Below are 20843 nucleotides of genomic sequence, written 5' to 3'. Positions count from 1 at the left end.
CGGGGGCGGCTGCCGACCGGCCAAGGAAACGGCAGCCGCCCCAACGCACGGGCTAGGACCACTCATCAGGTGACGAGTAGCCATGGACCCCGACGCACCCCACCGGGCGCGCCGAGGACCAAAGTCACTCGTGTTCATCAGGCACTCTGTTGAGTTCTCAAGGAACAGACGCTTCCTTCGGGTGGATCTCACCCCGACCCTCCGGGCACTACTGGCAAGGCTCTGAGCAGCCCAAAGAAGGCCACTTTGGACATCGTCCATATTGTTCGAACAATGCCGCTGGTGAAGATGCTGGCACGCTCAGCAACTGCGGTCAAGGGCATTGCTCGCATTGACTGGACAATGTCCTGCGACCAGCGGTTTCATAGAGGACATGGCAGTGAACCGAGTCGGGCGAGCCCCGATGTACCAGCAGATCGCAGAGGCACTGAGGCAACAGATCGCAGATGGCACGCTCGCTGCAGGTGCCCAACTGCCGACGGAGGCTGAGCTAACTGACCTGTACGAGGTGGGGCGTGGCACGGTCCGTCAGGGCCTCACGCTGTTGGTGAACGAGGGGCTAGTGGTGCCGACTCGACCTCGTGGGTACTTCGTGCGGAAGCGCGAGCCCATGGTGTTCAGGCCGCAGGCAGAGTTCCGAAAGCGTCCTTATTCGGTTGAGATGGATGCATTTGTCACAGAGCACTCGGCCGATGGCCGTAGTCCCAGGCAGATGATCGAGGTGGCGATTATGGAGCCGCCGCAGGATATTGCGAAGCGGCTGCAACTTGAGGATGGGCAACTGGTGGCGGTTCGCCGGCGCATCCGGTGGCTGGACGGCGAGCCGTTCAACTTGAACGACAGCTACTTCCCCCTGGACCTAGTCAGCGAGTCCGAGATCTTGAGGCCAGACGACATCAGCCGAGGGGCGAACGAAGTTCTGGCGGAACTTGGATATCGACAGGTCCGTGCTTTGGATGAGTTGTACGTACGTATGCCAACGCCGGACGAGGCTCGCCGCCTGGAACTAGGGGCAGGCACGCCAGTCGCCTATCACATTTGCACGGGGTACACGGAGAACGGGCAGCCAGTTCGGGTAGCAGTAACTGTGCTCCCGGGAGACCGGCATGTCATCACGTACGAGCGTAAGCGCGAGGCCAGCGAGGATGCTCAGTGACAGGGTTGTGCATGAGGGCAGCCAGCCGTGAGGATCTGGCTTTGGTGGAGGCCCTTCTATCGGGTGCTAGTGCCTGGCTGGCGGCCCGTGGGATCGACCAGTGGCAATACCCGCCCCGAAGAGAGAAGCTACTGGATTCGATGAGTCGGCAAGAGTGCTTCATTGCATTCTCGGACGGCAGGCCGGTCGGCACGATCACGGTAGACGACTTTGCCGATCCGGAGTTTTGGGCAGATTCTGATGAGCCAAGTTCAGCCCTGTACATTCACCGCATGGCTGTATCTCGCGAAGCTGCCGGCGAGTCAATTGGTGCCAGGATGCTCGACTGGGCTGCCGCTCGGGCAGTGGCGGCGGGAAAATCTAGCCTGCGGCTCGATGCGTGGAAATCTAACCCAGATCTTCAGAAATACTATCGAGGGCAATCATTTGATTTGGTGAGAATAGTGGACTTGCCGCATCGACCGTCGGGAGCGCTATTCCAACGCAATGTCACTGGGCATTGACGCGGGAGCATTTGAAATTCTTGATCCATGAGGCTCTCGGGTTCGCTGGTGCCCTGGGAGCCTCGTGTGGCTTTAGATGAACTAGCTTGTTGATACCTGCGGGAGTAGATAGATCAAGCACGTACTGTGGACAGCAATCAGATTCACGACAACTAAACGGTGATGGGTTCCCCACCCAGAAGCCCAGGTCAGATGGGTCGCGCGTAGGTGTACGCTGCGCTGCTGCCGAGGCGATTCCGCGATGAGAGTCAACGCGTTTAGATCGTCACCCCTGGTCAACGGCTTAGCGCCATCCGTTTGCGACCACAGGGGTCTCAGCTTGTCGAGCACAACGCGGTGGCCGATTCCCCACCCTGCGTTGCCCCTCCCAGCGATCCTTCAAGAGGAATTGTCGGGCCCCGCTGCTACAACCAGTTGGTGGGACAGGACACGTGGGGTGTCCTGCCGCTTGGAGGGGGAAGTCAATGCCAGAGCCCGGTTTCCACACCGTTCGCACTCACGTCCGGCGCAACCCGCGCCCCGGCGGGAAGAAGACCAGTCCCTGGGTGATCGGCGCAGTGATAGTCGTAGGTCTATGGATCGTCGCCCATTTCGGCGGCACTGCGTCAGGCAGTGTCAGTTCGCCGCCCAAGCCGTCTAGTTCTGTATCAGCGCCTGCTGCGACTGGCCACTGATGCCCCGTCGCCGGCCCCAGCCCCGATGGCGTGGGCCTCGAAGTGCCGGGGAGCAGATCGCCGCTGGAATCATCGCTTTGGTCGTGCTGCTGTCGCTCGTCCAAGCCAGTGCAGCGCTCGGGCGGCTGTTCGTGGCTGCCTGGCCCATCCTGGTCGCTCTGTGTATCGGTGCACTGGTGGTCCTGGCCGTGTTGCGGCTGCGCAGGGTTGCAGAGAGCCGTCTCCGGAGTGAGCGCCTGACACGACTACGCATATCGCTTGCCCAGATCGACGCTCTGACGGACCTACAGTTTGAGTTCTTACTGCGTGACCTGATGATCCGCGATGGCTGTGCCGCACGCCAGGTTGGCCAGCAAGGTGACCAGGCCGCCGACGTCATCGCTCAGGACCCTCAGTGTGGACGCATCGTTCTACAGGCCAAGCACACTAAGGTCGGCGGGAAAGTTGGATCTCAGGTGATGTACCAGGTGAAGGGAACGGCCGGACCCGTCCACGGAGCAGACCACGCCGTGGTGGTAACTAACGGTGCCTTCACCCGAGACGCGAAAGCTTGGGGCGACAAACACAAGGTCTATTGGATCGACCGCGAGCGGCTCCGCCTTTGGGCCGAGCACGGGGCAGTGCTCCACGATCTCCTCCACCTCCCGGCCTGCACCCGCAAACGCGCTCTTGGCTTGGGGCGGAGCGTAGCTTGAGGGCCAAAGTCGGAGGAGGGTGAACGGGATGTGGCCCTTCTCGTGAGGGCCAGGGTGGCAACAGGGCGCCGACGAGGGAGCGTCGGCACTGCGACCCACTGCCGATATGCCTAGGGATGGCGCTCACCTGTCACTCATCGTGACGGGATGCCCCGCCCATTGGTGCTCCCAGCCGCTACGCTCCGTCGCAATGCTGACCTACGGTCACGGAGCGTAGCGGCTGGGAGCCCGACCCGGAGAGGGTATGGAAAAATCGATATCGAAACGTTATCTGACCTCTTGAGCTAGTAGGCCATGCGGTTTGCCGCTGCCCGTTATTCCTAGTCAGAGGCGTCGCGCTGTTGCCTGCGGCCTAGCTGAGTGATGCTGGGCGGCGTCCCATGTACGCATCCCGGCCGTCATGAAGGTGGGCAAGGGGCTGGTGGGGCCAGTCGGGAGACTTGCGCAGCAACGAGTCAGCAACAAGATGGTGCATGTACACATTTTCTGTGTACCTTAGAGGACATGGAGACGATCCCGCTTGGAGAGATGAACCACAACCCCGCCAAGATCACTGCGAAAGTGCGCCAGGGCGTCACCGTCATCCTCACAGAGCACGGTAAGGAGGTGATCGTCATGACCCCCGCAGCTCAGTCCACGTCTGTTCTCGATCGGCTGGCAGCAGAGGGGAAGATTCGACGTGCGGCCCACCCGGGTGCCATGCCTGAGTTGCTTGACGACCTAACCAAGCTGCCCTCTCTGTCTGACATGTTGATCGCAGAGCGGGACAAGGAGCGCAATCGGTGAGCGCGTACTACTACCTGGACGCCTGCGTTTTACTCAAGCTCGTACAGAGCGAGCCTGAGACCCCGGCGCTACGTAAGTGGCGTGCCGATCTGGGAAGCGATGCTTATTTTGTCACGTCCCAGCTCGCAGGGGTCGAGATCGCACGGACGTTTCGCCGTGCTGGAGCCGATCGGCAGCGTGTGCCTTTCCTGGTGTCCAATGCGCTCAAGGGCATCGATCAGATACTCATCGACGATGAGGTGCTGACACGAGCTGCTGCCTTTGAGATCCAGAAGCTGGGGACGCTGGATGCGATCCACCTGGCGACAGCCCAACCGCTGCTGGCAGAGTTGGACGGCTTCCTGACCTATGACAAGGAGCTCACGGCCGCCGCTAAGGACATCGGATTGACTCACCTCGCGCCGGCGTAACTCGCTCCACCTGCAAGGGTTCCCGCGTGCTTCTTCGCACTGGACAGGGTTCAAGTTGGTGTCAGGCCGTGTGACAGCAACGTCTGACATCAACATGGCTGGACGAGCTCGCAAATACCGGGACTCGGCCAGGTGGTCGAGGCTCCTCAGTCACCTGATGTACCAGCTGGGTGACCCCATCCCTCATGTTGGCGGAAGGTTGGGGCCCGCCTGGGGGTCAGGGGGTCGCAGGTTCAAATCCTGTCGTCCCGACCAGCATCACTGCAGGTCGGAGGCCGTTTCTGCCGGAAGGTGGGGGCGGCCTTTTTCGGCGCGTCGCGGGCTGGTGGTCGCAGGATGGTGTCGCATCCCCGCAGATGGGACCGAGGGGCCCGGTGGGGTAAATCCCTTGGGAATGCTGGGCAGTTGACGCACTCCGCTGCCAATGATCCGTAGGCGCGGTGCTGGCGTCCTTCACGATCGAGTGACTGTAGGTGCCGAGAACCTCATCCGCGCAGGTGGGGACCCTTGGAGTGGGGGAGGCGCAGGCTCGGCCGGGCGGTATTATTGAACGCGTTCAGTGGCGTGTTATCGACGCGTGTGCGTGCAGGGTTGTGGCGTGCGAGGCGTTGCGGATGTTGTGTGCGACATATACTGTCGACGACATGAGTGCCCTGTATGTCGTTGAGGCCGAGCCGGAGGTGCGGGCCTGGCTGGAGCTGCTTTCGGGCAAGCATTTCCGCAAGGTCGAAGACTATGTCGAGGTGTTGGCAGAGTTCGGGCTCCAGACCCCGATGCCCTATGCCAAACCGTTGCGCGACGGGGTGAGCGAGCTGCGCCCCACCCTCGACGGAGTAGCGACGCGCATCACCTTCTGGATCACTGAGGATCGCCGCATCGTGCTGCTCACGGTATTCCGTAAGACGCGGTCGCATGAGGAGGCCCAGATCAGTCGGGCGGTGCTGGTGAAGAAGGAGTGCGAGGCCTCGCATCTGCCGGCGCACACGGTGTTCAGCCGTAAGGAAGGGGAGTGACGATGGAGCACAGCCGCTGGAAGCTGGCGCGTGAGCGCGAACTGGCCGAGGGATACACCGAGTCCGCCGAGGTGCAGGAGGAGCGCCAGGAACATCGCCTGTCGATGGCACTGGCGAAGGTGGTCTACGACCGCCGCATCGAACTGGGCCTCTCCCAGACCGAACTGGCTGCCCGGACCGGCCTGACCCAGGGCAAGATCTCCCGGATCGAGGGATCCGACACCGTGCCGACGCTGCCGCTGCTGGCAAAGCTAGCCAAGGGTCTTGATGCCTCCTTGAACATCGCCATCGACGCCGACACAGCGCAGGTAACGCTCTCCGCCCACAGGGCAGCGTAAGTAAAGGGCGGCTTGGGAGCAGCAGGTGTCGAAGTGCAGCCGAAAAGCCGTGAACCCGCTCTGCACTCGTTGGGAGCGGCAGGCGAGCGGCTGGGGGTCAGGGGGTCGCAGGTTCAAATCCTGTCGTCCCGACTCGGGCGCCAGTCAATAGTCGCAGGTCAAGGGCCATATCTGAGGAATCAGATGCAGCCCTTGAGTCGTTTTCGGGGGTTGGGATTGGGAGCATTCTGGGTGCGATTTGCCCCCAGAATGCTCCCTGTGGGGCTCAAAAACAGGATTCGATGGCTGACCTGCGGATTCTATGTGGCGTCAGTTGGCGATCTGGTACTCGTTGATAAGGCCTCCGAGGATTGCTCTGCGGCGGACTCGTCGCTCCGCTAGGTCGATTGCTGGGGGCCCGATGCCAGGCCAGGAGGGCGGTGGGTGTCATCGGGAAGACCTTTGCCCAGCGCCTACGGGGTATCAGGTGCGAGAGGGCGGTGAACCACATGCGGTCAGCTGGTTTGTAGCGCAGGCGCGGGACCCTGGCGGCGCAGGACCACGTTCTCGTGCCGCAGTACCAGCAGCTCGGCGTCCTTGGAAGCGTCACGTCGCAGCAGCAGGGCGGGCAGTGACAGCAGGCGACGGGTGATGGCGTAACCGTGGACAGGATCACGGTGCATGATCCCAGACGAGGCTGAACCGCTGATCAGTTTGCTCTGGTCGCCCGTCCAGCGCGGCGATGGCCCTCCGCTGCGCACGTCGATTCGTATTCTTGAGCTCCACAGGAACAAGTCCACCGGCAAGCCGATGGGCCCGCGTGGCGCACTCCTGGCTGGCCCGGCTCGCGCCCCGGGATAGCGTGTTCCTATCCCGGGGCGCCATAACGGACATGGCACCCCCTACGGAGGTAACCAACGAATGAGTTCGAAGCGCAGCCGGAACCCCGCCCTGCCCGTACTCGCCGACGCCTTCCGGCTCGCGTCGGTCAAGGAGGCAGAGGAGCACACCCGTGACTTCGCCGCCCGGCAGGCCACCGCCGAGCTGCGCCGCGCCTCGCACCCGGGCCGGGCAACCTGGGAGCCCATCGACCAGGCCGAGCCCGTACCGGTCCCGCCGACCGTGGTCGACGGCGACGGGGACCTGTGGCTGCGAGACCGGGCCGCCGGTACCTGGACCATGCCCGGTTTCAACCCGAAGGAGTTCCAGGCGCGCTGCGGTGAGGTGCTGACCTGGAACCAGCTCGCCTGCGAGTACGGCCCGCTGACCGCACTCGCCGACGACCGCCGCCGCCGCTGACCCCGCAGCCCCCTCAGCGACTGCTGGTGCGACCTCGCGTCAGCTGTGGTGCCGCTGCTGCCGCCCCGGGTGTCGGCGGGATCCTCGGGCACAGACGGTGATGCTGGCGAGGTTGGCCTCGCGGTGCTCCGCAGTGAGGCCGTTCTCGCGGCTCATGTACTTGTCCGGAAGGAAGTCCTAGGGCAGACCCAGGTCACGGCCCGGGTCCGCACGCCGTTGTCGCGGGCGATGACGGTGACCTGGTAAGGGGCGATGGCCTGCGCACCTCGCGCACCCCGGCGTAGTGGCGCTGCCACTCCAGCGGCCAGCCGGGATTCCAGTGCGGGTCGATGTGCGCCAGCGCGGCCTCCCGGCTCCGGCAGGCCTGACGGATCATCGGCTGCCGCGCTGGAGAACCGATGACCAGCAGCCACAGCAGCAGAGCGCCGAAGGGCTCGTCGGCGCTCGCCACCAACGCGCCCGCGCGGTCTCTCTCCCCTGCGGGGTCCTCGTTCCTGCTACAGTCACTGTGTTGCAGTTGTGGTTCCCATGAACTTATGTGTGCGCCTGCTGGTGTAGCCGACAGGCGCATTTTTGTTTTCCCGGACACTGTTCGGGCTGGTCATCATCACGGCGGCGCGCGACCTGTGACGTACAGGTCGCGGAACAGCCCCATCAAGGAGATACATATATGGCTACTGGCACTGTGAAGTGGTTCAACGCGGAAAAGGGCTTCGGCTTCATCGAGCAGGACGGTGGCGGCGCTGACGTGTTCGCCCACTACTCGAACATCAACGCCCAGGGCTTCCGCGAGCTGCTCGAGGGCCAGAAGGTCGAGTTCGACGTCACGCAGGGCCAGAAGGGCCCGCAGGCCGAGAACATTCGTCCGATCTGAGTTCCACCCCCGCAGCCTCCAGCGCTGCGAAGCGCCTGTCCGCCCCGCGCACACCCGCGGTGCGGACAGGCGGCCCCACCTGAGCACACTTCCGGCCCGCATCCCGGGCCCTCTGGCTCCGCCACCGGCGACCCACCCCGCGAGACGCACCGCGCCGCGTTCGGGTACCGCCCTGCCGTGACTCTTGGTTCTTCTGTATCTGAGTACGGTTCGAGGTTTCTGCCGCCCCGCTCCCGTGGGTGTGCGCCGACCGTAGGTGACGTGCCGCACGGTTTCACCGTCCACGCCCCGCAATCCATACTTTCTGGCTCGTTCGTGCGATCTCCCCGCGCCGGCTTCGGTGCGGCTGGAGCCTTCCTCGACGCGCGCCGCTTTCGAGGAAGGTCCTCCCATGAACCGTTCCAGCCGTTCGTCCGACCACAGTTCCAGCCCGCACACCCGTTCGGCCCCGCGCTCCGGATCGGCAGCATCCTCCTACGGCCGCCGCACCGGCGGCGGCCAGCGCTCCAGCTCGCCGAGGGGCCGTCAGGGATCCTCGCCGCAGGGCGAGTTCGCGCTGCCAGTCAGTACCACGCCGGCGCTGCCCGCCGTGGAGGCTTTCAGCGAGCTGGACATGCCCGGCGCCCTGCTGGCGACCCTGACCCGTCAGGGCGTGACCGCACCGTTCCCGATCCAGGCGGCCACGCTGCCCAACTCGCTGGCCGGACGCGACGTACTGGGACGGGGCCGCACCGGCTCGGGCAAGACCATCGCCTTCGGCCTGGCAGTCCTGGCCCGAACCGCAGGCCGCAAGGCCGAGCCCCGCCAACCGCTGGCCCTGGTCCTGGTCCCCACCCGCGAACTGGCCCAGCAGGTCACCGACGCGCTCACCCCCTACGCCCACGCGGTGAGGCTACGGCTGGCCACCGTGGTCGGCGGGATGTCGATCAGCCGCCAGGCCCAGGCCCTGCACCGGGGCGCCGAACTGGTCGTCGCCACCCCCGGCCGGCTCAAGGACCTGATCGACCGCGGCGACTGCCGCCTGGACCAGGTCACCATCACCGTCCTGGACGAAGCCGACCAGATGGCCGACATGGGCTTCCTGCCCCAGGTCACCGAACTACTGGAGCAGGTCGCGCCCGGCGGGCAGACCATGCTCTTCTCCGCCACCTTGGACCGCAACGTCGACCGCCTGGTCCGCCGCTTCCTCACCGACCCCGTCACCCACTCGGTCGACCCCTCCTCAGCCACCGTCAGCACCATGGAGCACCACCTGCTCCACGTGCAGGGCAACGACAAGAACGCGGCCATCGCCCACATCGCCTCCCGCGACGGCGGCGTCATCATGTTCACCGACACCCGGCACGGCGCCGACCGCCTGGTCCTGGAACTTCTGGCCAACGGCGTCAAAGCGGCCGCGCTGCACGGCGGCAAGTCCCAGCCCCAGCGCACCCGCACCCTGGACCAGTTCCGAGACGGCCAGGTCACCGCACTGATCGCCACCAACGTCGCCGCCCGCGGCATCCACGTCGACGGACTGGACCTGGTCGTCAACATCGACCCGCCCACCGACCACAAGGACTACCTCCACCGCGGCGGCCGCACCGCCCGCGCCGGCGAGTCGGGCACCGTGGTCACCCTCGTACTGCCCAACCAACGCCGCGAGATGACCCGGATGATGCACACCGCCGGCATCACCCCCCACACCACCCAGATCCACTCCAGCGACACCGAACTCGCCCGCATCACCGGCGCCTGCGTCCCCACCGGCATCCCCGTCGTGATCACCAACCCCGTGGTCGAACGCCCCCGCCGCAGCGCCTCCTCCGGCCGCAACCAGCGCAACCGGGCCACCTCCTCCGGTGCCCGCACTGCACAGGGCGCCCCCGCGTCCCGCAGCCGGGCCCCCCACCGTACCCGCGTCGCAGGCTAGAACCCGCAGGCACCGGCTGACCGGGGCCCCAGCCGAGCCCCGACCACCTGATGGCGAGGCAGTGCGGGCCGGCCGCGGAGTGATCACTCCACAGATTCCCCGCTCTGCCTCCCCCCTTCACCGCATCGCCCGTCGCGTTGGTCGAGACCCAGACGCCGATCTTCGCTGCCGGACGCGAACCGGGCTGACCATCAACAGGCGCCCATCGTCCGCGGCTGGCCGAGGGCGGCAGGGCGCGGCGCATCCAGGATGCCTCGGACACCGTCCTGGTTGTTCGTGGAGGGGGAGCTGGTGGGGCGGGGTACTGACCCTATGGTCCGCGTGCGGACGCGGTGGAGTTGGTCGCCGGTCGCGTCCAGCGCCGCCGTGCCGGCCCGAGAGGCCGGGGGTGAGCAGAGACGTTGTTGGTGCTCGTAGGCTGGGTCGCTGTCTTCGGCTTGGAGGCGGATTCTTTCGGATGAGGAGTGCAGGGCATGGCGGGACGTAGCGGTGGAATCCGGGGCAGCCAGGTCGGTGCGGGGCCGATGGGGGAGAACGAGCGCGGTGAATCCGCGCCCCGCTCGATCGTCTCGTTCTGGTGCGGCAACGGACACGAGGTCCGGATCGCGTTCGCCCGCGAGGCAGTGGCCCCGCCGGAGTGGGACTGCCCCAAGTGCGGGCTGGCCGCCAGCACCGACCGGGACAACACCCCGGCTCCGACCAGTACCGTCCCCTACAAGACGCACCTGGGATACCTGCGTCAGCGCCGCACCCAGGAGGAGGGCGAGATCCTGCTGGAGGAGGCTCTGGCCAAACTCCGCGGAACCATCTGAACCACGGCCGGGGCTGCAGGCAACTGGGGGCGCGCCCGGCACGGGACCTGACCGGCGGGCGTGCCGGGGATCGCCCGACGGGGCCGGGTTCCGGATGCTGGGGCGGCTCGCCGGCCAGGGTGTGGAGGCCGCATGGAGTCCTTCGAGGAGGAGGACCGCCGCCGGGCAGAGAAGTCCCGGCAGGTGGCCCTGTTCCGGTATTCGCTGATCCAGGAAGTGATCGACCCGGCGCTGTCGACCCGGCAGCGCGGTGCGTTGTGTCGGCGGTGCGTTGTGTCGGCGGATCGCCGAGCAGGAGCATACCGACGCGTTCGGCCGGCAGGTCACCGTGACCGGTGGACTTTGGACCGGTGGGTGCGGGACTGGCGCCGGGGTGGCTTCGCCGCGCTCGCCGACCCCGAGGCGGTGCGTCCCGCGGACCCAGCCTGAGCTGCTGGAGCTCGCGGTCGCGTTGAAGAAGGAGAAGCCGGAGCGGACCGCGGCCCAGGTTCGCCGCATCCTGAGGACCAGCAACGGTGGGCGCCGTCCGAGCGCACTCAGGTCCAGTGCACGATTCATTTGCGCAGTAGGTCGAGGATCTCCCGCGCGGCCATCTCCCAGGTGCAGCGGGTCGCCGCCGTCCGGCGCGCAGCCTCCGCGGTGACGAACGCGGCGGACGGGTCGCGCAGAACGGCGGCGACCTCGTGGCCCCAACGCATCACGTCGTCGGCCTCGTTCGAGACGACCGGCACCACCAGGCGTGACGCCTCCGACGTGGGCAACATCTCCCGCAGGAGCATGCCGAGACCACTCCTCCCGCTGACCAGGGTGGGAGTACCCGCGACTACGGCCTCTTGCCCCACAAGTCCGAAGCCTTCCGCCCGCGAGGGCATGAGCAGGAGCGTGGCCCGCGCGAAGTCCTGCGCCAGTTGCTCGGCTTCGGTGGAGAACGGGCGCACCGTCACCGCGAGGGACGGTCGTGCCGCCCACCCCTGGATCGCATCACGCAGCGCGCCACATTCGCCTGGAGCGGCACCACGCACGAGCAGTTCTACCTCGGGCTGGGCTTCGCCCCGGAGTGTCAGGGCGTGTGCGACCGCCTTGGCGCCCAGGTCGACACCCTTGATCTCCCAGTCCTCCATCCTGCCCATGAGCAGCACCTGCACCGGCCCTCCCGGGGTGGGGGCGCGCGGAGCGGGATCGGTCAGGTCGAAGCCGGGGTCCAGCCTGAGCGGCTTGGCAGTTCCGGGAAAGACCGACAGGTCCCGCAGCAGCCGCTGGTGCAGTCGTGGCCCGACGGCGGCAGTCCAGGTGGCGTCGCGGGCAAGACTGAGTTCGAGGCGGGTACGTACGTCGGCGCGCACCCCGGCGTCGTCCGTGCGGCCGGCGCGCCACCATTCCAGCTCGTCCGGCGCTACGTGCACGACATGCAGAAGTCGGGCCGAAGACCAGTGGTCCTGGATATGGCGGCGCGCCTGCACCCCGGTGACGCGGCCGTGTCCGATCACGACGCTGGGTACGACTCCCGGCGGCAGCGGGCAGTGACCGGCACCGGCACCGGCACCGGACTGAGCCTCGACCAGCGTCACCCCGGCTGATGCGGCGTCGGCCCGCTCAATCTCTCCTGCGATCGGCACGAGGCAGTGGACAGTGGCACCGGTTCGGGCGAGAGCGACACACAGCCGACGGCTGAGGGTGCTCAGGCCGCCATGCGCGGAGTGCCATTCGGTGGCGATGTTCAGCACCGTGGGCGCTGTGTCTTCGGTGGTCATGCGGGCAGCTTGCTGGACCGTCATGTTGACCGGCGACCGGGTCCGGGCAGGGCCGGGCCCGGACAGCACGGGCGAGCACCGCTGACGTCGTACTGTGCTTTGCTGGTGTCCGGAAAAGCGTCCGGCCCGGACAGCCGCGGCCGATCAGCTTCGGCACGGAGGTGGGCTCGCGGCATGGCAGAGCAGCGTCGGCGCTTCGCAGAGGCGGTCGCCCGAGCGGTGGCGGAGCTCGGCGGCGATCGCGCCGCCGGAAGGATCGGCCTCACCCGGAGCACCTGGTACGACACCAAGTTGGGGAAGACGCTACCCAACGCCACCACCTGGCCGCTCATGCTGGCGGTGCTGGAGGGATTATCTCAGGAGCGCACCGGCGTCTCCGACTGGAACGCGCTCTACACGGCGGCCTGCCTGGAGGCCGGGAAGTCCGTACCTGCGCCGGGCGGCCCCGCAGCATTCGATGCCCCGACCCTGCCTCCGGAGATCCCACCTCGCCTGTTCCTCAACGGCGGGCTCGCCACGATGCAGTCGTTCACGCTGCCGGCCGTCTCTCGCCTCGACCTGATCGCCGAGGCATTGGAGCAGGCCGACGAACGGCCCCTGCTCCTAGTCGGCGAGGGCGGGCTCGGCAAGAGCGTGCTGCTCGGCCAGTTGGCCATGCACCTGGCGGATGACAGGACGTCCGGCGCCGTCATCCTGGTCCCTTGTGTGCGCGTTCCGCCCTCAGCGGATCTCCTCACCGCGTCCTCCGCCGACGAGGCACTCGCCGCCGCCGCCGAGCTCCCGACGAGAAGCCTGCGGTCGTTCGCGAAGACGCTGCAGGAGAGCCACGGGCGGGTCCACGTCCTGGTCGACACCCTCGACGTGGTACTCACGGAACACACCGTCCATGCGATCACGCAGGTGCTTGCCGACATCGCCGCACAGGCCCGGCTGGTGCTGACCTGCCGCGCCCGGGAGTACGAGGAACTCGTTCTGGACCCCCTCCATCGCCGCCCGCGACTCGGGTCGCGTCCGGGCGAGGTCCTGCGCATGCCGAGGTTGAGTCCCACCGAGATCCTCGCGTGGGCGGGAGGATACGTCCGGAGCCTTCCACGCAGCTCCTACGAGCGTCAGCGGTTCATCGACTCGCTGTCCGACGCGGTATCGGCGGCCACCGTCCGTGAGGTCTGCTCGGTGCCGCTTCGCCTGGCACTCGCCTGCGATCTGTACAGCGAGAAAGGGAAGGTTCCCGCAGACCTGACCATCACCGACCTCTACCTCTCATACTGGGAGCAGCGCATCGCCCGTGACCGAAAGGGCATGCGCACCAGGCAGTCGGCCCTGCAAGAGGCCGCGGCCCTTGCGCTGGCGCAAGCAATCCTGGACCAGAGTGCCGAACGTCTCTCGCTCGGCGTAGCCGGATCGCGGCTGCCCAGCGGCCCCGGCCTGGATGCAATGGTCAGCGAGGGAGCGATCCTCGTCCACGACAGGCGATACGAATTCTTCCACCAGACCTACGCCGAGTTCGCCATCGCACGTCTGACCGCACAGGAGAGCGACCGGGACGAACTGGCCCGCCTGCGGCGACGTCTCGACGACCCCCATTCCTTCCTCTGGCCGGTCGCCCGGCATCTGGTCCTGCTGCCCTCTTCCGACGAGCGTCACAGCGAGCTCCGCGCGGCGGTGCCCTACACAACCCCCGAGGGGGCGCGCTATCAGGCGCTCGCCGCACTGAGCCGGCAGGACCCTGACGCGCTCCTCGACATCGCACGGAGCATCGAGGACCACGATCCGGAGCTTCTGCAGTCGCTTCTACCGCTGCTGGCCGATGCACCGCTGGCCTGTGCGGAAGTCGCACTGGAGATCACCGTCCCCCGGTTGGAGGACATCGACGGCGACCTGGTCAGCATGGTCGCTCGCACCACAGGCGCGGTGCTCGCCCGGATGGACTCCCACTTGCGCCCGCACCACCTGATGGCAGCTCTCGAACTGGTCCTGAGTCGCCGCCCCGGGCACGGCGGCAGCCACGAACTGCCGCATATCACCTGGGTACCGCTACCGCAGCTGCTCATCGCGGGAGTCCTCGCCAACGGGTCGGACCCGGCCGCCGAGCGCGCGCTGCTCACCCGCTACAGCGAGATCGGCGTCAGCGCGCAGGTGACGATCCTGAGGGCGATGCTCAACCGGCACCGGGACCGGGTACCGGTGGCGACGGAAATCTGGACGTCCCTCGCTGAGGCTGCCCTGAAGAGCGAGCTTCCGCCGAGCGTGACGGACGAAGAGGCCGTCGGCCTGCTTGGACGGTTCTGGAGCGACCCGGAGACCCGGAACGTCCAGGGCTGGACACGCTGGCCCGACCTCCTACGGGCTAAACTGCCCAACCGCTGGGCCTTCGCGCAGGTCCGGCTGATCGCTGAACTCGCCCGCGACCCGGACGTCAGGACGGAACTGCTCGCCGCTCTGCTGGCGAACAAGCCTCTTGAGCAGCGCGAACGGTGGCTGAACTCCGCCCGCTTCGTCGCCGACCGAGAGCCGGCGGACGTGGCCGAAAGCCTGATGATGCTTCCGGAGAACCCCCGCGCGGACGCCGTAGGAAGCGCAGCCAAGCTGGCGAGTCAGAGCGCGAAGGCGCTTGCACACCCCACGCGCGCAAAGCTGATCGCTACACTCGCACGCGTCGAGCCTGTGGACCCTCGCAGGGTCTGGCCCACGCTCATCAGACTCGCAGGTCAGGACGGAGCGCTGCATCGGGATCTGCTCGGCTCGTTTGTCACGCTCGACCGCGCCCGCCGTACGGACCCGGCGGCGGCGGAGATGTGGGCGGGGACCCGTGACAGTGCCCTTCGGAGCTGGTTCGACCTGGCGCCGGTGGAGTTCCTGCAGGAACAGCGAGAACAGCTGCGTGCTCTGCTGCCGACCGACAGCAGAGCCGACCGAATCCGCGCCGCCCTGGAAGGACGCATCGCGCTCGACGACGAGGCGGCTCGCAACTGGCTGACCGAACAGGTGCTTGGCGGCCCAAGCCCAGTCCCGGCGACCAAAGGGATCAGCGCCTTCAGGAACTCCGTCCGGGATCGGGGCTCGGGCCTGGACGCCGACGTGGCCCACTGGTTGGCGGAACTCCTGGCGACCGAGCACCCGGGCGCAGCGGAGGAGATCGCCGGGATCCTCGCCGACGAGGTGCTCGTCCCGGACACCGCCTTCACCGCGGAATCCCCCTCAGGCTCGGGTGCAACAATCGACCTGGGCATGGTGGCGAGTTCCCGGCTGGAGCGAGCCCTCCGCTCCCCGAAGAACACGGAACTCCCGATCACGCTGGTGAAGCTGCTCATCCGGATGCACTCCCTCGACCTCGTGCCGGTTGAGAGAGTCAGGGAGATCCTAACGATGGTCACCGGCCCGGCGCTGCGGATCGCCGAGCGTGTTGGATGCCGGCACAACGAGACCGCCCCGGGCGAGGCCAGTGCAGAGTTCGCCCGCTGGGCCACCGTGGTCACCAGGATCGCGCTGAGCAGCCTGCCGCTGCCTGAGGTCGAGGACACCGTCCGCCGCGTACTGGTCGGCTGGGACCCGCGTCAGATCGGGAAGCAGGTCGAACGCGACATCGCGAGCCTCCTCCTGTCCGTGCTCCACCATTCCCCCGACTTCATGGACTGGCTCACCACCGAGCTCTGGCCGAGTGCCGGTCCCGGCACCAAACGGGCCATCGCCGAGGCCGTAGCCGTCCACGAACGCACCCGCCCCGGTCACTGCGCACTCACCCTCTCCCGCGCCGCGGACTGCCCTCCCGACCTCGCCGCCCGGATCCAGGACTGGCTCCGCAACTGACAGCCCACACTCGACACGTTGCAGGGAAGGTATCCGGATACTGTGAGTGCGAAGGTGGAGCTTCCGCACTACCTGCCGCCGCATTGATCGGCAGCTTCGGCATACCCAACCCCGTAGCGGCACCCACCCTACGGTCATCTCCGTACGCGCCACACCCCAGCGCCAACCTGTACCGCTCGAAAAGTCATCGCTGCACGTCATGAGGCTTATCGGTACTCGTTGATGGTGCCGCCGTCGTTGTCCGCTCTTCTGCTGGGTTTGCCGTTCCTGCTTCACCGCGCCGACGTTCCGCGCGTAGGACGGTGTTCTCGTGCCGCAAGACCAGGAGTTCGGCGTCCTTGGCCGTGTTCCGGCGTAGCAGGACCGCCGGTATCGACAGCAGAGTGCGGGTAGCGCGGTAGAGCAGCGACACGATCATGGCGACAGCGTCCCAGGCGCCACTCACAGCCACGGGCAGCACAGTTCAGCTGCCGCGATGCCTCTACGAGCCCGACAGGGCCGAATCCGTGCGGCGGCCCCCGGCCCTGCAGAGGGTGGAGGGCAATCCTGGGCGCACCCCGATGGGCGAAGCGCCCGTCCGCCTCGTTCAGTCGGCGGCGAATCTGTCGGTTCCCAGGACGTTCAGCAGAGCCAGTTTGTCGTGACTCTCGGTGCCGGGTATTGCGGTGAAGACGAGCAGGGACTGCGCCTGGTCGGGGTCCAGTAGGTTCTGGCAGAACAGGTCGAGGCGTCCGACCTGGGGGTGGACGAAGCGCTTAGCGTCGCTCCAGCGCAGCCCGACCTCATGCTTCTGCCACAGCGCGGCGAACTCGGCGCTCTGCCGCTGCAGGTTCGCCACGAGGCGTGCGGCCTGTGATCGCGGGCCTTCGCGGGTAGCGGCGGCCCGCAGCACGGCGACGTTGACCCGGCTGCTGCGGTCGTGGTCCTCGGGAAGGTAGATCCGGCGCGACTGCGGGTCGGTGAACCAGCGGTAAGGGGCGCTGCGCTCGTCCCCGGCGTAGTGCGTCTGCTCGCCGAGCAGAGCGACGGCCGGCGCGGTCTGCACCAGCGTCTCCCCCAGCGGGCCCATGATCTGGGCCGGGGTGTCCTGCAGCCGGTCCATGATGCGCATCAGCCCCGGATTGACGTGCTCGCCGCTCAGCCGCCGTCCGGGGGCGCGGTGCCCGCACAGCAGGAACAGGTGGTCGCGCTCGTCGGGGGTCAACCGCAGTCCGCGGGCGATGGCGGCGGCCATCTGCGGTGAGGGCTGCAGTCCGCTGCCGCGCTCCAGGCGGGCGAGGTAGTCGCTCGACATGTCGCACTGCTCGGCGACCTCCTCACGCCGCAACCCCCGGGTACGACGGCGCGGCCCACGCCTCAGACCCACGTCCTCGGGCTGCAGCGCCTCGCGCCGGGCGCGCAGGAAAGCACCCAGTGACGCCGAGTCCACCACGAGTGCCATGAGCTCCTCCGGAGGGGTCGGTGGTGTCGTTCGGAATTCGGCCAAGGCCGGCGTGCCTCCATCGTCGCAGCCGCGACCGACCGTAGCCACGGACTGTCGATCAGCGGCTGAGCAAGTCCTTCACCCGCGCTGCCACTCCACGGTCCACTGGAAGGGAGCCGCGGAGAGGACACCCGGCACCGCGGAGACCAAGAGCAGGACGAGAGGCACACCATGGGCAAGTGGACCGCATCCGACCTGTCGGACATGACCGGCAGGACCGTGCTCGTCACCGGAGCCGGCAGCGGCATCGGCCAGATCACCGCCCGTGAACTGGGGCGCGTCGGCGCCCGGGTGGTGCTGGGGGTGCGCAGCGTCGACAAGGGCCGCCGCGCGGTCGCCGGGCTGCCCGGAGAGTTCGAGGTGAGGGAGCTGGACGTCTCCGACCTGGCGTCGTTGCGCAGCTTCACCGAGGATTGGACCGGGCCCCTGGACGTCCTGGTCAACAACGCGGGCGTGATGGACATCCCGGCGGCACGCACCGCCGACGGCCTGGACCTGCAGACCGCGACCAACTACACCGGGCCCTTCGCCCTGACCAACCTGCTGCTGCCGCACTTGACCGACCGCGTCGTCAGCGTCACCAGCCAACTGCACCGGCAGTCCAAGCTGGACCTGGACGACCTCGACTGGCGCACGCGCCCCTACGCCCCGATGGCCGCCTACCGTGACTCCAAGCTCGCGGTCGTCCTGTTCTCCCTGGAGCTGCAACGACGGCTGACGGCGGCAGGCAGCCCGGTGCGGTCGCTACTTGCCCACCCCGGCATCGCCACCACCTCACTGGCCGCGCACTCCTCGGCGAACATAGTCAACCGCTTCTCCCTCCTCCTCAACGACCCCGAGCACGGAGCGCTACCGCTGCTGTACGCCGCGACGCAGGACGTCCCCGGCAATGCCTACGTGGGCCCGGACGGCCTCGGCAGCATCAAGGGCCACCCCACCGTGCGCAAGCCCGCCAAGGCCGGACTCGACCAGGCAAGGGCCACCCAACTGTGGCGGGCCACCGCACAGCTGGCCGGAGTCGGCAACTGACCTCCCGCCCTCCTGGCCCCCCTTCCTTCGAACCGCACCGGAGTATCCCCGTGAACCCCACTGACAACACCGTCTTCATCGCCGGAGCAACCTCCGGCATCGGCCTCGAGCTCGCGCTGCGCCTGCACGCGGCCGGCAACCGCGTCATCGTCTCCGGCCGCCGCGCGGACCGGCTGGCGCAGATCACCGCCGAGCACCCCGGCATCGAGTGCGTCGTGCTCGACACCACCGACCCCGCCGCCATCCGCGCCGTCACCGCAGACCTGGTCGAGCGCTTCGCCGACCTCAACGTGCTGATCGCGATGGCCGGGATCATGCTGCCCGAGGACCTGCACGACGACGGCTTCCTCGCCACCGCCGAGGAGACCGTCACCACCAACCTCCTCGGCCCGATCCGTCTGATCGCCGCCCTGACCGCTCACCTCGCCTCCCGGCCGCAGGCCACGATCATCACCGTCTCCTCCGGTCTGGCCTTCGTCCCGCTGCCGCTCACCCCCACCTACAGCGCTACCAAGGCCGCGATCCACTCCTTCACCGAGAGCCTGCGCGTCCAACTCGCCGACACCGGCGTCCAGGTCATGGAGCTCGCACCCCCGGCCGTCCGCACCGCCCTGATGGGCCAGGAGGAAGCAGCACACGCCATGCCCCTCGGTGCCTACCTCGACGAGGTCATGGACATCCTCGACACCCCCGACCAGCCACACGAGATCCTCGTCAAGGCCGTCCGCCCGCTGCGTTTCGCCGAAGCCGACGGCACCTACCGCACCGTCCTGGACATGCTCTCGCAGCGCTGAACCGCGGCAGTCCCAGCTGAGCGGACCGGCCGTCGCGCGGCACATCGAGGCGTCAAAGCCGTCTGCGGCCGAGCGCTACGAGACTCGGAGGCCGCTCATCGCGGCCACCGTGTCGGCGATGGACAGCGACAGCAAGGCTCCCTGGCGGTGCTCACCTCGCTCGCAGGCCCAGCAGCCGTCGCAGTCGTGATGGGGATTTCGTCAGTCGCAGGGCTGTGCTGGGCTGCGCGGTCGCTCTGTGGAATCCTGGTGATGGCATGAGTTGTGGGTTATATTCGTGGTGTGTCGTGGGAGATCGTGCTTCTAGAGCCGGTGGAGGAGTGGTTTCTGGGGCTGTGTGCCTCGGAGCCGGAGACGGCGGTGCTGGTAGAGCGCGCGCTGGATCGCCTGTCGGAGGTGGGGCCTGCAATGGGTCGGCCGTTGGTCGACACGCTGGTCGGTAGCAGCCTGCCGAATCTGAAGGAGCTGCGGCCCGGTTCGCGGGGGCGCAGTGAACTGCGCCTGCTGTTCGTGTTCGACCCGGATCGGGAGGCGGTGTTCCTGGTGGCAGGGGACAAGGCGGGGCGCTGGTCGCGGTGGTATCCGGAGGCGGTGGCATTGGCGGAGCAGCGTTACGCGGCCTACCGGGATGAGAAGAAGACCGAGCAGGAACAGCAGCAGGCGAATGAGGAGGGTCGATGAGTCCGGCGCGACGGTGGCAGGACGTGAAGGCGGAGGCGCACAGGCGCCATCCGGAGCTGGCAGACCCGCAGCTGCGGGCGCGTGCGGACGTCCAGCTGGATGCCCAGGTCGCCGGCTTCCATCTGGGGGAACTGCGTAAGCTGGTCGGCAAGACCCAGGCGGAGGTCGCCGCGCTGGTGGGGGTGTCGCAGTCGCGGATCTCCCAGATCGAGAACGGTGACATCGAAGCCATGGAGTTGGAGACTCTGCGCGCTTACGCGGCGGCGCTGGGGGGACATGTCGATGTCACCGTCAGCATCGGCCCGCACGCTGTCAAAGTCGCTTGAGCATCTGGCTGCGGCGGCGCGATGGGTGGCAGCTGTGATGCGTCCGTAGGCAGTGGATGGCTTCTGGTGCGCACGAACGGTCCTGAAGCGGTTGGGAGCAGCGCCGACGGGAGCACTGTGTCGTGCCAGCCGCGCTGCGGTGGCGAGCTCCCACCTGAGCTGGGAGCGGTGGGTGCTGAGCAGCGCCCGGTTCGCTGCGAATGGCACCGACCGGTTGGGAGTGAGTGCCGGGGTGTGCTGAGTGGCGTGGTGCTGGGGGTCAGGGGGGCCACGGCGGAGGGCCTGGGTGACGTCGACACCACCTGTGCCATCACCGGTGGTGTCGTCGCCGCTCGTACGGGCCTGGACGGTGTGCCCGAGGCCTGGCGCATGCGCCGTGAAGCTCTCCCTGTCTGGGTCGACAACATCGGACCGGAGGTGGACGCACGGTGAGCACGGAGGCGCGTGCCCAAGACGGGGCCGTGGCTTCGTGGTCGGGAGGCTATGCGGCGAAGCGCAGGGCTGTGGCGGGGAGGCCGGGG

The 20843-nt window shown here is 67.5% G+C and carries 20 protein-coding genes and 2 pseudogenes; 18 read left to right on the top strand and 4 right to left on the bottom strand.

What is annotated here, in order from left to right:
* Positions 1 to 403: 403 nt before the first annotated feature.
* From TR46_RS20060 to TR46_RS20035, 7 genes are all read left to right on the top strand, one after another.
* The gene (locus tag TR46_RS20060; RefSeq protein ID WP_042403179.1) at positions 404 to 1156 is read left to right on the top strand and encodes a GntR family transcriptional regulator; all 753 of its coding nucleotides are present in this window, start codon (positions 404 to 406) and stop codon (positions 1154 to 1156) included.
* A gap of 11 nt (positions 1157 to 1167) precedes the next feature.
* A complete protein-coding gene (locus TR46_RS39645; RefSeq protein ID WP_084718761.1) occupies positions 1168 to 1659 on the top strand; it encodes a GNAT family N-acetyltransferase in 492 nt (163 codons plus the stop codon).
* A 673-nt stretch (positions 1660 to 2332) separates the two neighbouring features.
* Complete coding sequence (locus tag TR46_RS20055; protein WP_042403176.1) at positions 2333 to 3028, top strand: restriction endonuclease; 696 nt, start codon at positions 2333 to 2335, stop codon at positions 3026 to 3028.
* 504 nt (positions 3029 to 3532) lie between these two features.
* Entirely contained in the window at positions 3533 to 3814 is a 282-nt protein-coding gene (locus TR46_RS43155; protein ID WP_042403172.1) for a type II toxin-antitoxin system Phd/YefM family antitoxin, read from the top strand.
* Complete coding sequence (locus tag TR46_RS20045; RefSeq protein WP_042403170.1) at positions 3811 to 4224, top strand: type II toxin-antitoxin system VapC family toxin; 414 nt, start codon at positions 3811 to 3813, stop codon at positions 4222 to 4224. Before TR46_RS43155 ends, TR46_RS20045 begins: the two co-directional genes overlap by 4 nt.
* A 644-nt stretch (positions 4225 to 4868) precedes the next feature.
* On the top strand, positions 4869 to 5237 hold the full coding sequence (locus tag TR46_RS20040; RefSeq protein WP_042403265.1) for a type II toxin-antitoxin system RelE/ParE family toxin: 369 nt from the start codon (positions 4869 to 4871) through the stop codon (positions 5235 to 5237).
* 2 nt (positions 5238 to 5239) lie between these two features.
* A complete protein-coding gene (locus TR46_RS20035; RefSeq protein ID WP_042403169.1) occupies positions 5240 to 5575 on the top strand; it encodes a helix-turn-helix domain-containing protein in 336 nt (111 codons plus the stop codon).
* A 397-nt stretch (positions 5576 to 5972) separates the two neighbouring features.
* Here the strand turns inward: TR46_RS20035 and TR46_RS39640 are convergent.
* Positions 5973 to 6237: pseudogene (locus TR46_RS39640) on the bottom strand (integrase core domain-containing protein); the annotation flags it as partial.
* A 238-nt stretch (positions 6238 to 6475) separates the two neighbouring features.
* Here TR46_RS39640 and TR46_RS20030 point away from each other — a divergent pair.
* The gene (locus TR46_RS20030) at positions 6476 to 6853 is read left to right on the top strand and encodes a hypothetical protein (protein ID WP_042403164.1); all 378 of its coding nucleotides are present in this window, start codon (positions 6476 to 6478) and stop codon (positions 6851 to 6853) included.
* 193 nt (positions 6854 to 7046) lie between these two features.
* Here TR46_RS20030 and TR46_RS41200 read toward each other — a convergent pair whose 3' ends face one another.
* Positions 7047 to 7304: a hypothetical protein gene (locus TR46_RS41200; RefSeq protein ID WP_152626582.1), complete on the bottom strand. Its 258-nt coding sequence runs from the start codon at positions 7302 to 7304 to the stop codon at positions 7047 to 7049.
* A gap of 219 nt (positions 7305 to 7523) precedes the next feature.
* Here TR46_RS41200 and TR46_RS20025 point away from each other — a divergent pair, with 219 nt between their 5' ends.
* From TR46_RS20025 to TR46_RS20010, 4 genes are all read left to right on the top strand, one after another.
* On the top strand, positions 7524 to 7727 hold the full coding sequence (locus TR46_RS20025) for a cold-shock protein (RefSeq protein ID WP_034086841.1): 204 nt from the start codon (positions 7524 to 7526) through the stop codon (positions 7725 to 7727).
* Positions 7728 to 8118: 391 nt separating this feature from the next.
* Entirely contained in the window at positions 8119 to 9639 is a 1521-nt protein-coding gene (locus tag TR46_RS20020) for a DEAD/DEAH box helicase (RefSeq protein WP_042403160.1), read from the top strand.
* 473 nt (positions 9640 to 10112) lie between these two features.
* Positions 10113 to 10451: an RNA polymerase-binding protein RbpA gene (locus TR46_RS20015; RefSeq protein WP_084718745.1), complete on the top strand. Its 339-nt coding sequence runs from the start codon at positions 10113 to 10115 to the stop codon at positions 10449 to 10451.
* 132 nt (positions 10452 to 10583) lie between these two features.
* Positions 10584 to 10880 (top strand): hypothetical protein, encoded by a 297-nt coding sequence (locus TR46_RS20010; RefSeq protein ID WP_052432943.1) that lies wholly within the window; start codon positions 10584 to 10586, stop codon positions 10878 to 10880.
* 125 nt (positions 10881 to 11005) lie between these two features.
* Here TR46_RS20010 and TR46_RS20005 read toward each other — a convergent pair whose 3' ends face one another.
* The gene (locus TR46_RS20005; RefSeq protein WP_369406000.1) at positions 11006 to 12175 is read right to left on the bottom strand and encodes a glycosyltransferase family 4 protein; all 1170 of its coding nucleotides are present in this window, start codon (positions 12173 to 12175) and stop codon (positions 11006 to 11008) included.
* Between TR46_RS20005 and TR46_RS20000 the strand changes: the two genes are divergently transcribed.
* Entirely contained in the window at positions 12074 to 16009 is a 3936-nt protein-coding gene (locus tag TR46_RS20000) for an NACHT domain-containing protein (protein ID WP_161790162.1), read from the top strand. The two genes, TR46_RS20005 and TR46_RS20000, sit on opposite strands and share 102 nt — an antisense overlap.
* A gap of 586 nt (positions 16010 to 16595) precedes the next feature.
* Here TR46_RS20000 and TR46_RS19995 read toward each other — a convergent pair.
* Complete coding sequence (locus tag TR46_RS19995; protein ID WP_042403154.1) at positions 16596 to 17450, bottom strand: helix-turn-helix transcriptional regulator; 855 nt, start codon at positions 17448 to 17450, stop codon at positions 16596 to 16598.
* A gap of 213 nt (positions 17451 to 17663) precedes the next feature.
* On the opposite strand from TR46_RS19995, the gene TR46_RS19990 reads away from it, so the two are divergent.
* The 5 genes and pseudogenes from TR46_RS19990 to TR46_RS19970 all read left to right on the top strand — a co-directional run.
* Positions 17664 to 18521 (top strand): SDR family NAD(P)-dependent oxidoreductase, encoded by an 858-nt coding sequence (locus TR46_RS19990; protein WP_042403149.1) that lies wholly within the window; start codon positions 17664 to 17666, stop codon positions 18519 to 18521.
* Between the two features lie 50 nt (positions 18522 to 18571).
* Positions 18572 to 19315, top strand: coding sequence for an SDR family oxidoreductase (locus TR46_RS19985; protein ID WP_042403147.1), 744 nt, complete (start codon positions 18572 to 18574; stop codon positions 19313 to 19315).
* 282 nt (positions 19316 to 19597) lie between these two features.
* Positions 19598 to 19996 carry a type II toxin-antitoxin system RelE/ParE family toxin gene (locus TR46_RS19980; RefSeq protein WP_042403145.1) on the top strand — a complete coding sequence of 133 codons (399 nt, stop codon included), beginning with the start codon at positions 19598 to 19600 and terminating at the stop codon, positions 19994 to 19996.
* A complete protein-coding gene (locus TR46_RS19975; RefSeq protein ID WP_042403143.1) occupies positions 19993 to 20322 on the top strand; it encodes a helix-turn-helix domain-containing protein in 330 nt (109 codons plus the stop codon). The genes TR46_RS19980 and TR46_RS19975 overlap by 4 nt, the downstream gene beginning before the upstream one ends.
* Positions 20323 to 20589: 267 nt before the next feature.
* Positions 20590 to 20754: pseudogene (locus tag TR46_RS19970) on the top strand (ADP-ribosylglycohydrolase family protein); the annotation flags it as partial.
* Between the last annotated feature and the right edge of the window lie 89 nt (positions 20755 to 20843).

Origin of the sequence: Streptacidiphilus carbonis, assembly GCF_000787775.1 — a bacterium.
Classification (GTDB): domain Bacteria; phylum Actinomycetota; class Actinomycetes; order Streptomycetales; family Streptomycetaceae; genus Streptacidiphilus; species Streptacidiphilus carbonis.
This window is presented reverse-complemented; position numbering and strand designations above follow the sequence as displayed.

Coding starts and splice junctions, on each gene's coding strand:
- TR46_RS20010 (WP_052432943.1), top strand. CDS start 10,584: ATGGAGTCCTTCGAGGAGGAGGACCGCCGCCGGGCAGAGAAGTCCCGG.
- TR46_RS20060 (WP_042403179.1), top strand. CDS start 404: ATGTACCAGCAGATCGCAGAGGCACTGAGGCAACAGATCGCAGATGGC.
- TR46_RS20035 (WP_042403169.1), top strand. CDS start 5,240: ATGGAGCACAGCCGCTGGAAGCTGGCGCGTGAGCGCGAACTGGCCGAG.
- TR46_RS20015 (WP_084718745.1), top strand. CDS start 10,113: ATGGCGGGACGTAGCGGTGGAATCCGGGGCAGCCAGGTCGGTGCGGGG.
- TR46_RS20030 (WP_042403164.1), top strand. CDS start 6,476: ATGAGTTCGAAGCGCAGCCGGAACCCCGCCCTGCCCGTACTCGCCGAC.
- TR46_RS19975 (WP_042403143.1), top strand. CDS start 19,993: ATGAGTCCGGCGCGACGGTGGCAGGACGTGAAGGCGGAGGCGCACAGG.
- TR46_RS20055 (WP_042403176.1), top strand. CDS start 2,333: ATGCCCCGTCGCCGGCCCCAGCCCCGATGGCGTGGGCCTCGAAGTGCC.
- TR46_RS43155 (WP_042403172.1), top strand. CDS start 3,533: ATGGAGACGATCCCGCTTGGAGAGATGAACCACAACCCCGCCAAGATC.
- TR46_RS39645 (WP_084718761.1), top strand. CDS start 1,168: ATGAGGGCAGCCAGCCGTGAGGATCTGGCTTTGGTGGAGGCCCTTCTA.
- TR46_RS20020 (WP_042403160.1), top strand. CDS start 8,119: ATGAACCGTTCCAGCCGTTCGTCCGACCACAGTTCCAGCCCGCACACC.
- TR46_RS20025 (WP_034086841.1), top strand. CDS start 7,524: ATGGCTACTGGCACTGTGAAGTGGTTCAACGCGGAAAAGGGCTTCGGC.
- TR46_RS20040 (WP_042403265.1), top strand. CDS start 4,869: ATGAGTGCCCTGTATGTCGTTGAGGCCGAGCCGGAGGTGCGGGCCTGG.
- TR46_RS19995 (WP_042403154.1), bottom strand. CDS start 17,450: ATGGCACTCGTGGTGGACTCGGCGTCACTGGGTGCTTTCCTGCGCGCC.
- TR46_RS19990 (WP_042403149.1), top strand. CDS start 17,664: ATGGGCAAGTGGACCGCATCCGACCTGTCGGACATGACCGGCAGGACC.